We start from the raw sequence: 12,661 nt of genomic DNA on the forward strand, positions 1-12,661 counted from the left end.
TACCAATTGAGATGTGTCCTTAACAAAATAAATTTACGTACTGAATCCAGACTCGTTTTGAAAGAGAAAGTGAGCAAAAACGAAGTAAATATGATAAATTGATTTCGTATAATTATGAATTATCAGTGTTACACTAAGTTACAGTATGGTTACCATTGGAAGGAAACGAAAATACTTCCGATTATGAATAGGAAAGTAGGGAAAAGAATGTCTAGATGCATTAAACAAAGTAAAGAACTCCTTCATATGCCAGCATATCAATTAGAATACGAAGAGGAGTTAAAGGATAGCAATAGTTTAGGAATTGTATTTCGTCATAAAAAATCAGGTGCTAGAATTTGTGTGGTATCGAATGAAGACGAGAATAAAGTATTTACAATTGGTTTTCGTACTCCACCAAAGAACAGTACGGGAGTAGCTCACATTATTGAGCATACGGTACTTTGCGGATCGAAAGAGTTTCCTGCAAAAGACCCGTTTATTGAACTTGCAAAGGGCTCTTTAAATACCTTTTTAAATGCTATGACTTACTCGGATAAAACAATATATCCTGTAGCAAGTTGCAATGAGAAAGATTTTCAGAATCTGATTCATGTCTATATGGATGCGGTATTCTATCCTAATATTTATCATCGTAGAGAGATATTTGAACAAGAGGGATGGCATTACGAACTTTTAGATGTGAATGGAGAGTTAAAATATAATGGTATTGTTTATAGTGAAATGAAGGGAGCCTTCTCCTCACCAGAACAACAATTATTCCGTGAGATTCAAGCAAGCTTATTTCCAGAGACTCCATATGGAGTAGAATCTGGTGGTGATCCTGATTACGTACCAGAGTTAAGTTATGAGGAATTTTTAGAGTTTCATCAAAAGTTCTATCATCCATCCAACAGTTATATCTACCTGTATGGAGATATGGATGTAGAAGAAAAACTGAACTGGCTTGATGAGGCTTACTTAAATAAATTTGATACACTAAAAGTGGATTCTGAAATCCCAATGCAAAAGGCCTTTGATGGTCCTAAGAAGATAATATCGTTATACCCTCTAAGTGACAGTGAAAATGAAGTTGATAATACCTATCTAAGTTATAATGCAGTGATTGGAACCTCAATTGATACTTCACAGTGTATGGCATTCCAGGTTCTTGAAGCAGCACTTCTATCAGCTCCTGGAGCACCTCTAAAGCAAGCCTTACTAGATGCTGGGATCGGAAAAGATATCTTAAGTAGCTATGATAATGAAATCCTACAACCGACCTTTACAATTATTGCTAAGAATGCGAATGAGGAGCAGTTAGAGAAGTTTCTTTCTGTTATTACATCAACTTTAGAGGATATTGTTAAAAAGGGATTAAATGAAAAATCATTATTAGCTGCAATTAACAATTTAGAGTTCCGCTATCGCGAAGCTGACTTTGGACAATTTCCAAAAGGGTTGCTCTTTGGTATTCAGATGTTTGGAAGCTGGCTATACGATGATACGAAAGCATTTGATTATATGCATGGGAATCGTATCTTTCAGTTCTTAAAGAGCAAAATTAATACTGGCTATTATGAAGAACTTATAAAGAAGTATTTACTAAATAATACTCATGCAACTTACTTGGTATTAAAACCGAAAAAGGGATTGACTGGGGAGAAAGAGACAAAATTAAAAGAAAAGCTTGAACAGTATAAGAATTCTTTATCGACAGAAGAGAAGGAAGCGATAGTCGCTGCAACTAAGCACTTAAAAGAGTATCAGGAAGCACCTTCGACAAAAGAAGAGTTAGAAAAGATTCCACTTCTTACGATTGAAGATATTAAAAAAGAGGCACAGCCACTTTATAATAAAGAATGCACCATCCAGAACATTCCTGTTCTTCACCATGAAGTATTTACGAATGGAATTGCTTATATAAAATGTATGTTTGATTTAAGTAAGGTACCAGAAGAACTTGTTCCTTATCTCAATTTATTAGCAACCGTTCTTGGATATATTGATACGAATAATTATAGTTTCTTAGAGTTATCGAATGAAATCAATATCCATACTGGTGGTATGAGTGCGGAATTGATTACCTTTAATAAGAAGATGGATCCTGATACGTATACACCTGTATTTTCTATCAGTGGCAAGGTGCTGTATCAAAAAATGGATAAATTATTTGAATTAATAAATGAAATCCTTCATCATTCTAAATTAGGTGACACCAAGCGCCTCTATGAAATTATTCGAGAAGTTAAGTCTAGAATTCAAATGCGTATGAATTCTGCGGGTCATTCCGTCGCAGTTGACCGTGCTTTTTCCTATATTACACAGAGTGGATATTATACAGAGGAAACAAAAGGGATACGTTACTTTAGATTTCTAGCAACTCTAGAACAGGAATTTGAAGCAAGAAAAGAAGAAATAGTTACTTCTCTAAGAAAGCTTAGTGAAACTATCTTTACAAAAGATGCTATGGCTATTAGTATTACAGCAGAACAGGATGGTTACGAACAGTTAACCAAGGTATTGCCAGAATTTAATAATACCTTATCTGGAGCGATAGATACCAATAAGGTTAAGACACTGAAAGATACGCTAAAACCTGCAAACTATAACTTCCCTGTAGAGAAATTAAACGAAGGTTTTATGTATTCTGGTCAGGTACAATACGTTGCTCGTTGTGCCAATTATGTGAACGCAGGGTTTAAAACAAATGGTGCATTAAAAGTATTAAGAACAATTATGTCCTATGATTATTTATGGAATAATGTCCGTGTAAAAGGTGGGGCATATGGTTGTATGTGCCAGTTTGCAGGCTTAGATGGCTCGGCTTATATGGTATCTTACCGTGATCCAAACCTTGTAGAGACAGATGAAACTTATCGTAAGGCATATGAGTATACGGAAAACTTTACTGCAGAGGAAAGGGATATGACAAAGTACATCATAGGAACGATGAGTACGGTAGATACTCCACTTACCCCTTTGATGAAAGGGAGCCGCTCTTTAAATGCCTATATGGGTGGAATTACAATGGAGGATATTAATCGTGATCGTGGCGAAATCTTAAGTACAACTCAAAATGAAATTCGTAAGATGGCACCGATTGTCAAAGCAGTTTATCAGGCAGATAACCTCTGTGTTATCGGTAATGAAGAAAAAATTAAGAACAATGAGCAGATGTTTCAGGAAATTAAAGCATTATTTTAAAGAATGAAAGGTTGCTGACGAAGAGGTATAGAAAGAACATTAGAAATAATCATTTTCAAGGAAAGCTATAACAAAAAGGGAAGTAAACTGTCTTAAAATATATAATTAAGGTAGATACAGTGACAGTATTTTGTCACTGTACCCTCTAAAAGGAACAGGAGCGAAAGATGAATTACCAAGAAAAGAAATACAAATCAGGCTTTGTAACCCTAATCGGAAGACCAAATGTAGGGAAGTCAACATTAATGAATCAACTTATTGGTCAGAAAATTGCGATAACCTCAGATAAGCCACAGACCACAAGAAATAGAATACAGACGGTATTAACTGAGGAGCAGGGACAAATTATCTTCTTAGATACACCAGGAATTCATCAGGCAAAAAATAAGCTCGGTGAGTTCATGGTAAATATTGCGGAACGTACAATCAATGAAGTAGATGTAATCCTATGGCTGGTAGAGCCATCAACCTTCATCGGAGCTGGAGAACAGCATATTATTGAAAAGTTAAATAAAAGTAAGACACCAGTTATATTGGTTATAAACAAAATAGATACAGTAAAAAAAGCAGAGATTCTTAAATTTATTGATGCTTATAAGGATCAGTGTAATTTTGCTGAAATTATACCAGTATCCGCTTTAAAGGGAGAAAACAAACAACAATTAATTGATGTAATTTTTAAGTATCTTCCAGATGGTCCAAGGTATTATGATGAAGATACGATAACAGATCAACCAGAACGCCAGATTGTTGCTGAATTGATTCGTGAGAAAGCATTACGCTTGTTAAGCGATGAGATTCCGCATGGAATTGCTGTAACAATTGATCGTATGAAAGAACGTCCGAACGGTAAGATGATTGACATAGATGCTACGATTATCTGTGAACGAGATTCCCACAAAGGAATAATCATTGGAAAACAAGGTGCTATGTTAAAAAATATCGGTATGAAAGCAAGAATGGAAATTGAAAATTTACTAGATACCAAAGTATTTCTTCAATTATGGGTGAAAGTTAAGAAGGAATGGAGAGATAGTGACTTCTTAATTAAAAATTACGGATATCGAGAGGATTCCGAATATTAGAATAGCGAACTCTTATCTTGTCAAGGGGAAAAATTTTAGATGACCTAGTCTATTATTATCAGTTTAGAATCGTAAGCTTCGGAGATGATATTATTGTAAGCTACAAAAGAAAACAAAAGGAATGATGTTACTTAACATGGAGGTTTTATCCATGGATCTTTTGAGCTCATAAAAAATCATTTAGGGGGCATGAATGGTGAAAAACGAAGAGTTTTGGAAGGTATTTGAACAGACAGGTGATATTAAAGATTATCTGAATTACACAGCTTGTACGAGAGAGAGAGAGCCTGAAACTAAGAAGGAGACAAGAGATGACCGGTACGGTTACAGTTACAGGGATTGTGTTAGCAACAATACCCATCGGTGATTATGATAAAAGACTCACGATACTGACAAAGGAACGTGGAAAAATAGGAGCATTTGCCAAAGGCGCTAGGAGACCAAATAGCGCCTTATTGGCATGCTCTCAACCATTTACTTTTGGCGAATTTCAACTGTATGCAGGCCGTAATTCTTATAATATTCAATCCGTTAATATCAAGAATTATTTTGGTGAGCTAAGAGAAGATATGAGTTTCGTATACTATGGACTTTACTTCTGTGAGTTTACTGATTATATGACCCGAGAGGGGAATGACGAAACGGAAATGCTTAAACTATTGTATCAATCCCTCAGGGCTTTACTAAATCCTCATATCGGGACAAAGCTAGTAAGATATATCTTTGAATTAAAGATAATAAGTCTAGGAGGAGAAGCACCACAAGTATTTGAGTGTCTTAATTGTGGTACAAAGGAGAATTTAAGTAGATTTAGTGCCAGTGCTGGTGGTTGTATTTGTGAAGGGTGTAGACAAAAGGCGATAGATGGTAAAAGGATTTTAACGTCAACATTGTATACTTTGCAATACATAATATCAGCTGATGTAGAGAAGTTATATAACTTTACGGTTACCGAAGAAGTATTTCGCGAGCTAAAGCTGTGCATTGATTGTTATCGTGAAGAACGTATTGAGCATCGTATGAAGTCGTTAGAATTATTATCGATTCTTTAATTGTATTTGTAAAAGATAAAAGTTTTGTATCATCTATTTGTACTCATCTATAAGTTATGAGAGAACTCTTTCATAAAAGTTGAGAGAATTAGAGTATTTACGGGGATAATCACCAAAATTATGCTTGAAAATATATGAAATTAAGGTTACAATATTACAATTAGTAGAAACTTCATATAAAAGCTGTATTTGGTGGCTTTCGTAAGTTTTAGAAATGATAGAATGATGAAATGTGAGGATGATTGTGATGGAAAAGACAATGGAGAAAATTGTTGCTTTAGCAAAGGCAAGAGGTTTTGTATATCCGGGGTCTGAAATCTATGGTGGACTTGCGAACACTTGGGATTACGGTAATCTTGGTGTTGAGCTTAAGAATAATGTAAAGAAGGCTTGGTGGACAAAGTTTATTCAACAGAATCCATATAATGTTGGTGTAGACTGTGCCATTTTAATGAATCCACAGACTTGGGTAGCAAGTGGACATCTTGGTAGTTTCTCTGATCCTTTAATGGATTGTAAGGAATGTCGTGAGAGATTCCGTGCAGATAAAGTAATTGAAGATTATGCTGCAGAGAATAAACTTACCCTTGAAGGTTCTGTTGATGCTTGGTCTCATGAAGAAATGTCTGCTTACATTGCGAAGAACAATATTCCATGTCCAACCTGTGGAAAGCATAACTTTACAGATATCCGTCAGTTTAACTTAATGTTTAAAACATTCCAGGGTGTAACTGAGGATGCAAAAAATACAGTTTACTTAAGACCAGAAACAGCACAAGGTATCTTCGTAAACTTTAAAAACGTGCAAAGAACTTCCAGAAAGAAGATTCCATTTGGTATCGGACAAGTTGGTAAATCCTTCCGTAACGAAATTACACCTGGTAACTTTACATTCCGTACCAGAGAGTTTGAGCAGATGGAATTAGAGTTCTTCTGTGAGCCAGATACAGACCTTGAGTGGTTTGCATATTGGAAACAGTTCTGTATCGATTGGTTACAGACACTTGGTATTAAAGAAGATGAGATGCGTGTTCGTGATCATGAGAAAGAAGAATTATCCTTCTATTCCAAAGCAACAACAGATATCGAATTTTTATTCCCATTTGGATGGGGAGAACTCTGGGGTATTGCAGATAGAACAGATTATGACTTAACACAACATCAGAATGTATCCAAAGAAGATATGAGCTATTTCGATGATGAAAAAGGTCAAAGATACATTCCTTATGTAATCGAGCCATCCTTAGGAGCTGACCGTGTAACCTTAGCTTTCCTCTGTGCAGCTTATGATGAAGAAGAAATTGCAGAAGGTGATGTACGTACTGTGCTTCATTTCCACCCAGCAATTGCACCAGTTAAAATTGGCGTGCTCCCATTATCGAAGAAACTAAGTGAGAATGCAGAAAAGATTTATACAGAGTTAAGTAAGTATTATAACTGTGAATTTGATGATAGAGGAAATATTGGAAAGCGTTACAGAAGACAGGATGAAATCGGTACTCCTTTCTGTATTACTTACGATTTCGATTCTGAGACAGATGGTGCAGTTACTGTACGTGACCGTGATACCATGGAGCAGGAAAGAATTAAGATTGAAGACTTAAAGGCTTATTTTGAGAAGAAATTTGAGTTCTAATATAGGAATCTTTTTTTATAGTTTGAAAGGAATTAACTAGTCATTATTCGTATTTTGTGAAAGTAATGAATGAGTCTTTCTCATAGTAAGAGTAGAAGGTTCAGATAAGTGTAGATAAAATAAACGTATTAAGTAAAGGGATAAGTGAAATGCTGTTTCGAGATTATTTCGACTGAGGCATTTTACTTACCCTTTTCTTTTTACTAGAGAGATAATTTTATTGGACTGGCCAGCACTCGACTGCTTTTAAGAAAGCTTTCGCTAAAATAAAGTGACCAGGAGAGTGCCCACCATTCGGGTGAACTCGATCATTAGAAATACCCATATGATGTAGGTTCTTTTGTACGTCATCAAATTCTTTTTGAACATCACAGAAAATAACCTGATATTCCTCTGCTAGTTCTTTTACAACTGATGCAAAATTCCGGACCATAGCGGTCATTGGATCATTTTCATTCTTATCAATATAGTAAGGGGCGATAAGAACCATACCCTTTACTCTATCTTTTGTCATTTCAATCAGATTGCGATAGGTAGTTATGTATTCTTCTTCACTAACCCAAAGCTTTGGTTCAAAAGGATGGTCAAAATGTCTCCATACATCATTAATTCCAATCATTATGGATACCCAATCTGGGTTTTGATCTAAAACATCTGCTTGCCAACGTGCTTGTAAATTACGTATGGTATTTCCGCTGATGCCTGTATTCATCACATGGATTTTTAATTCCGGTAAAAAGGCGGTTAACATGCCGGATACTAACTTTGGATACCCTTCGCCAAGACCATAGGGAGCTTCCCCTATTGGACGAACTCTACCAACATCTGTAATAGAGTCACCGGTAAATAGTAATCTGCTACCTGCTTCAATTTTCATTCTTTTTTCTTACCCTAAAAAGAGTATTATCCTTTCTGTGTGTGTTTGTGTAATACTTGTGTATATAAGATTAGCAAGCAGAAACAAATGTAAAATCATATTTTTTATTTCATGATAGAATTGCTTGTAATTCAGTGATTCTATGAGATATGAAATGTTAAGATAAGAAAACTTATAAAATCCAACTATATCCAACCCCAACCTAATGTAATACTTAGAAATTAGAGAATTGTTGTGTTCTATAGATGTAAAAAATAATCTGAAATTATTATACCATACTCTATAAAAGGAAACCATAACCGAACTCCTTTTCAAGTTTATAGCACATAATAGAAAACAAATGTTGAACACCCGTAAGTATGATTTTTTGTAAGTTCTTACTTTTTTAGAAAATAAATCTTAGTTTCCATAATATAGTTAAAAGTGTAAAGAATCACATAAAAGTAGTTGAAAAAAATGATATATGAAACTTTGTATAAGTAGGACAATAAAAAGCTTTTAAAAGATTTTAACTTGTGGAAAATTACTTGAAATATTCCATTATATAGCACATAGCTGTATTTATATGTAAGTACTTTCACTCATAACTTCATTTTTTTGTACATATTGTTCTATGTAAGTATTTACAAAAAACCAGTTTTAAGCATTTGTGCACAATACACAAAATAATGGCTATAAATGTCGTAAAAAATATCGAATTATTCAAAAAAGTATTTCCAATGGATTAACAATGTGCTATAATCGTATATGGCGACTATAGTCAGGCTTTCAAATTTGATTAAAAAGTACATAAGGATAAGCCTCAATATATAGTCAAATATTTTTAGGAGGTAATACCACATGGCAAAATGGGTGTATATGTTCAAAGAAGGCAACGCCAATATGAAAAATCTTCTTGGTGGTAAGGGTGCTAACTTAGCAGAGATGACTAACCTTGGTCTTCCAATTCCACAAGGTTTTACTGTTACTACAGAAGCTTGTACCGACTATTATAACAGCGGCAAGAAAGTCACAGAAGAAGTTCAATCTCAGATTTTCGAGGCACTTGGTAAATTGGAAGAAATTCAGGGAAAGAAATTCGGTGATAATGAAGATCCATTATTAGTTTCTGTACGTTCTGGTGCAAGAGCTTCTATGCCAGGTATGATGGATACAATTCTGAACCTTGGTTTAAATGATGTTGCAGTAGAAGGATTTGCAACAAAAACAGGTAATCCAAGATTCGCATACGATTCTTATAGACGTTTCATTCAAATGTTCTCTGACGTAGTTATGGAGATGAGTAAGACCTTCTTCGAAGGTATCTTAGATGAAGTTAAAGAATCTAAGGGCGCTAAGTTTGACACAGATTTAACTGCAGATGATTTAAAAGAAGTTATTGCAAGATATAAAGCAATTTATAAGAGTAAGATGGGAGAGGATTTCCCACAGGATCCTAAGGTTCAGTTAATGGAGGCTGTAAAAGCAGTATTCCGTTCTTGGGATAATCCACGTGCGATTGTTTACCGTCGTATGAATGATATCCCTGGCGATTGGGGTACCGCAGTAAACGTACAAGCAATGGTATTCGGTAACATGGGTAACACTTCCGGTACTGGTGTAGCATTTACACGTAACCCTTCTACTGGTGAGAATGGTATCTACGGTGAATACTTAATCAATGCTCAGGGTGAAGACGTTGTTGCTGGTATTAGAACACCGCTACCTATCACAAGATTAGCAGAGGATCTTCCAGATTGCTATAAGCAGTTTATGGAGATTGCAAATAAATTAGAGAATCACTACCGCGATATGCAGGATATGGAGTTTACGATTCAGGAAGGTAAGTTATACTTCTTACAGACACGTAATGGTAAGAGAACAGCTCCAGCTGCAATCAAGATTGCTTGTGATTTAGTAGATGAAGGAAAGATTACTCCTCAGGAAGCAGTTCTTCGTATTGATGCGAAGTCCTTAGACCAGTTATTACATCCTACGTTTGATCCAAAGGCATTAAAAGAAGGTCATGTGATTGGTTCTGCTCTTCCAGCATCTCCTGGTGCTGCTGCCGGTAAGGTTTACTTTACCGCAGATGAAGCCAAAGAAGCTCATGAGAAGGGTGCAAGAGTTATCTTAGTTCGTCTTGAAACATCTCCAGAAGATATCGAAGGTATGCATGCATCCGAAGGTATCTTAACCGTTCGTGGTGGTATGACTTCTCACGCAGCTGTAGTTGCTCGTGGTATGGGTACTGCTTGTGTATCTGGTTGTGGAGAAATTAAGATTAGTGAAGAAGAAAAATTCTTCGAACTTGGTGGAGAAAGAATCGTAGAAGGTGATTACATCTCCTTAGATGGTTCCACCGGTAAGATTTATCTTGGAGATATTAAGACAGTGGAAGCTAGTGTTAGCGGATACTTTGGAAGAATCATGGAGTGGTCTGATCAGTTTAGAACTCTTCAGGTTAGAACAAATGCAGATACCCCTTCTGATACTTTAAATGCAGTGAAGTTAGGTGCAGAGGGTATTGGTCTTTGCCGTACTGAGCATATGTTCTTTGAGCCAGAAAGAATTCCTAAGATTCGTAAGATGATCTTAAGCAAGACTGTAGAAGGAAGAGAATCCGCATTAAATGAGCTTCTTGAGTTCCAGAAAGCAGACTTTAAGGGTATGTACGAAGCTCTTGAAGGAAGACCGATGACAGTTCGTTACTTAGATCCACCTCTACATGAGTTCGTACCAACCGATCCAGAGGATATTGCAGAGCTTGCAAAAGATATGAATCTTACGGTAGCTGAAGTAAAAGCTACTTGTGATTCCCTTCATGAGTTCAACCCAATGATGGGTCATAGAGGTTGTCGTCTTGCTGTAACTTATCCAGAGATCGCTAGAATGCAGACTCGTGCCGTAATGGAGGCTGCGATTGAAGTTAAGGAAGAGAAGGGCTATGATATCATTCCAGAAATCATGATTCCACTCGTTGGCGAGAAGAAAGAACTTAAATTTGTTAAGGATATCGTTGTTGAAACAGCTGAATTAGTAAAGAAAGAAAAGAACTCTGACATCGAGTACCATATCGGTACTATGATCGAGATTCCTCGTGCAGCTTTACTTGCGGATGAGATTGCAGATGAAGCAGAATTCTTCTCCTTCGGTACAAACGACTTAACTCAGATGACTTTTGGTTTCTCCCGTGATGATGCTGGTAAGTTCTTAGATGCTTACTATAAGAGCAAGATTTACGAGTCAGATCCATTTGCAAGACTTGATCAAAACGGTGTTGGTCAATTAGTTAAGATGGCTTGTGAAAAAGGTAGACAGGTTCGTCCAAACATTAAGCTTGGTATCTGTGGTGAGCACGGTGGAGATCCATCTTCCGTTGAATTCTGCCATAAGGTAGGTTTAACTTATGTTTCCTGTTCTCCATTCCGCGTACCAATTGCTAGATTGGCAGCAGCACAGGCAGCGCTCAACAATCCTAGGGGTTAAGACTGAAACGGCTGAAAAGCCTTTAAAACTGGGCACTTTCGTGATTCGGAAAGACTACTTATCAGAGTATAGGAAGTACCATCCAGAGACCAAAAAAGTGAATGGTTAGAAAGATATAGTCTTAATTATTACTTTTTAGTAATAGAATGTTCAATCGGGAAGCGAAGCTGATTCGCTTCCCGATTTTTTTATCGGTTGGCTGCCACAGGCAGACAATCCGGCTAACTTCAACAATACAATTTCAGAAGACCAATCAGTAAAACTTTTAGTTAGATTTTTATAAGCTAAAGAATTACTGGTTGGTCTTTTTTGTTGACAAAAATTAAGAAAATCATGATTACAAAAATTGAGTTGCCTTAGTGGCGGAATGGAGGATTTGTATGGAAGAAAAGAGGATCGAAATTATTGGGATAGATCATGGATGGTCGAATATGAAGACGGTAAGCAGTATTTTTACCTCCGGTGTGAAAGAAATTACAACGGAACCGGCATTGTTTGATAATGTTGTGGAATTTGAGGGGAAATATTTCAAGGTTGGTGGAAAAAGACTTGAAGTTAAGGATACCAAGGTTACGGATGAGAACTATTACATTCTGACGCTGGCTTCGATCGGTAGGGAGCTGAACCGGAGGAGGCTACGAAGAGCGAACCTATTCTTATCCGTGGGGTTACCGCTGACACGGTTTGGTGCAGAGAAGAAAGGTTTCATTGATTATCTTATGAAAAAGAAAGAGATCAACTTCAAGTTTGAGAATATTAAATACAGTGTTTGCATTGAACGGGTATCCGTATTCCCTCAATGTTATGCGGCAGTTGCAGACCGGTTAGGAAGTTTTCGAAGAGAGGTCTTGGTAGTTGATATTGGAAGTTGGACTATTGATATCATGCCGATCTCAAATCAGAAACCGGATATCGAACAGTGTGTAACGATTCCGCAAGGATTGATTACCTACTGTAACTCCGGTAATCAATTCATACGACAATATGACCGTCGGTAACGAAGATATCACCTTTTCCTATGAATTAAATGGTATAAGTGTATCCAATGTTGTGACCATTGAGGTTCTTGCAGATCTATATGACCTAAAATTGAGTTCAGATTCCTTGACGATTTATAAAGGACAGGACTTGAATTTAACGGTATATGCAGAATTCAATATCAATGGGGAAGTGAAGCTTAGTCCTTCGGATTTTACGATTACCGGATTTGACAAGGACGTATATGACAGAGCAGGACGATATTACACTTTGTCGTATACGAATAAAGGAGTCAGGAACTATAAAACCTTATTCATTATCGTTCTTCCGAATGGTCACAGGTATTAATGTCACATACCCTGTACAAACAACCGAGGGA

Annotated in this window: 9 protein-coding genes; 8 read left to right on the forward strand and 1 reads right to left on the reverse strand. The window is 36.4% G+C overall.

The annotated features are described in order from the left end of the window. Positions 1–207: 207 nt before the first annotated feature. From CC92_RS0119090 to CC92_RS0119105, 5 genes are all read left to right on the forward strand, one after another. Complete coding sequence (locus tag CC92_RS0119090) at positions 208–3,186, forward strand: insulinase family protein (RefSeq protein ID WP_081841780.1); 2,979 nt, start codon at positions 208–210, stop codon at positions 3,184–3,186. Between the two features lie 167 nt (positions 3,187–3,353). Beyond that, positions 3,354–4,271, forward strand: a complete 918-nt coding sequence (gene era, locus CC92_RS0119095; protein ID WP_029501914.1) for a GTPase Era — start codon at positions 3,354–3,356, stop codon at positions 4,269–4,271. 193 nt (positions 4,272–4,464) lie between these two features. Beyond that, a complete protein-coding gene (locus CC92_RS22730; RefSeq protein WP_155998278.1) occupies positions 4,465–4,638 on the forward strand; it encodes a YqzL family protein in 174 nt (57 codons plus the stop codon). Further along, entirely contained in the window at positions 4,583–5,323 is a 741-nt protein-coding gene (gene recO / locus CC92_RS0119100) for a DNA repair protein RecO (RefSeq protein ID WP_029501913.1), read from the forward strand. Before CC92_RS22730 ends, recO begins: the two co-directional genes overlap by 56 nt. A 247-nt stretch (positions 5,324–5,570) precedes the next feature. Then, entirely contained in the window at positions 5,571–6,959 is a 1,389-nt protein-coding gene (locus CC92_RS0119105) for a glycine--tRNA ligase (RefSeq protein WP_029501912.1), read from the forward strand. A gap of 217 nt (positions 6,960–7,176) precedes the next feature. On the opposite strand, the gene CC92_RS0119110 is transcribed toward CC92_RS0119105, so the two are convergent. Then, entirely contained in the window at positions 7,177–7,836 is a 660-nt protein-coding gene (locus CC92_RS0119110; RefSeq protein WP_029501911.1) for an SGNH/GDSL hydrolase family protein, read from the reverse strand. Positions 7,837–8,676: 840 nt separating this feature from the next. On the opposite strand from CC92_RS0119110, the gene ppdK reads away from it, so the two are divergent. The 3 genes from ppdK to CC92_RS0119125 all read left to right on the forward strand — a co-directional run bounded on the left by ppdK (position 8,677) and on the right by CC92_RS0119125 (position 12,630). Continuing rightward, a complete protein-coding gene (ppdK, locus tag CC92_RS0119115; protein WP_029501910.1) occupies positions 8,677–11,304 on the forward strand; it encodes a pyruvate, phosphate dikinase in 2,628 nt (875 codons plus the stop codon). Positions 11,305–11,684: 380 nt separating this feature from the next. Further along, the gene (locus CC92_RS0119120; RefSeq protein WP_051650615.1) at positions 11,685–12,302 is read left to right on the forward strand and encodes a ParM/StbA family protein; all 618 of its coding nucleotides are present in this window, start codon (positions 11,685–11,687) and stop codon (positions 12,300–12,302) included. Then, positions 12,289–12,630, forward strand: a complete 342-nt coding sequence (locus tag CC92_RS0119125) for a hypothetical protein (protein ID WP_029501908.1) — start codon at positions 12,289–12,291, stop codon at positions 12,628–12,630. The genes CC92_RS0119120 and CC92_RS0119125 overlap by 14 nt, the downstream gene beginning before the upstream one ends. The last annotated feature ends 31 nt before the right edge of the window (positions 12,631–12,661 follow it).

The organism is Lachnoclostridium phytofermentans, from assembly GCF_000733755.1.
Taxonomy (GTDB): Bacteria; Bacillota; Clostridia; order Lachnospirales; family Lachnospiraceae; genus Lachnoclostridium; species Lachnoclostridium phytofermentans_A.

Excerpts from the sequence above, each read along its gene's own strand:
- ppdK (WP_029501910.1), top strand. The coding sequence starts at position 8,677 with ATGGCAAAATGGGTGTATATGTTCAAAGAAGGCAACGCCAATATGAAA.
- recO (WP_029501913.1), top strand. The coding sequence starts at position 4,583 with ATGACCGGTACGGTTACAGTTACAGGGATTGTGTTAGCAACAATACCC.
- CC92_RS0119110 (WP_029501911.1), bottom strand. The coding sequence starts at position 7,836 with ATGAAAATTGAAGCAGGTAGCAGATTACTATTTACCGGTGACTCTATT.
- CC92_RS0119120 (WP_051650615.1), top strand. The coding sequence starts at position 11,685 with ATGGAAGAAAAGAGGATCGAAATTATTGGGATAGATCATGGATGGTCG.
- CC92_RS0119125 (WP_029501908.1), top strand. The coding sequence starts at position 12,289 with ATGACCGTCGGTAACGAAGATATCACCTTTTCCTATGAATTAAATGGT.
- era (WP_029501914.1), top strand. The coding sequence starts at position 3,354 with ATGAATTACCAAGAAAAGAAATACAAATCAGGCTTTGTAACCCTAATC.
- CC92_RS22730 (WP_155998278.1), top strand. The coding sequence starts at position 4,465 with ATGGTGAAAAACGAAGAGTTTTGGAAGGTATTTGAACAGACAGGTGAT.
- CC92_RS0119105 (WP_029501912.1), top strand. The coding sequence starts at position 5,571 with ATGGAAAAGACAATGGAGAAAATTGTTGCTTTAGCAAAGGCAAGAGGT.
- CC92_RS0119090 (WP_081841780.1), top strand. The coding sequence starts at position 208 with ATGTCTAGATGCATTAAACAAAGTAAAGAACTCCTTCATATGCCAGCA.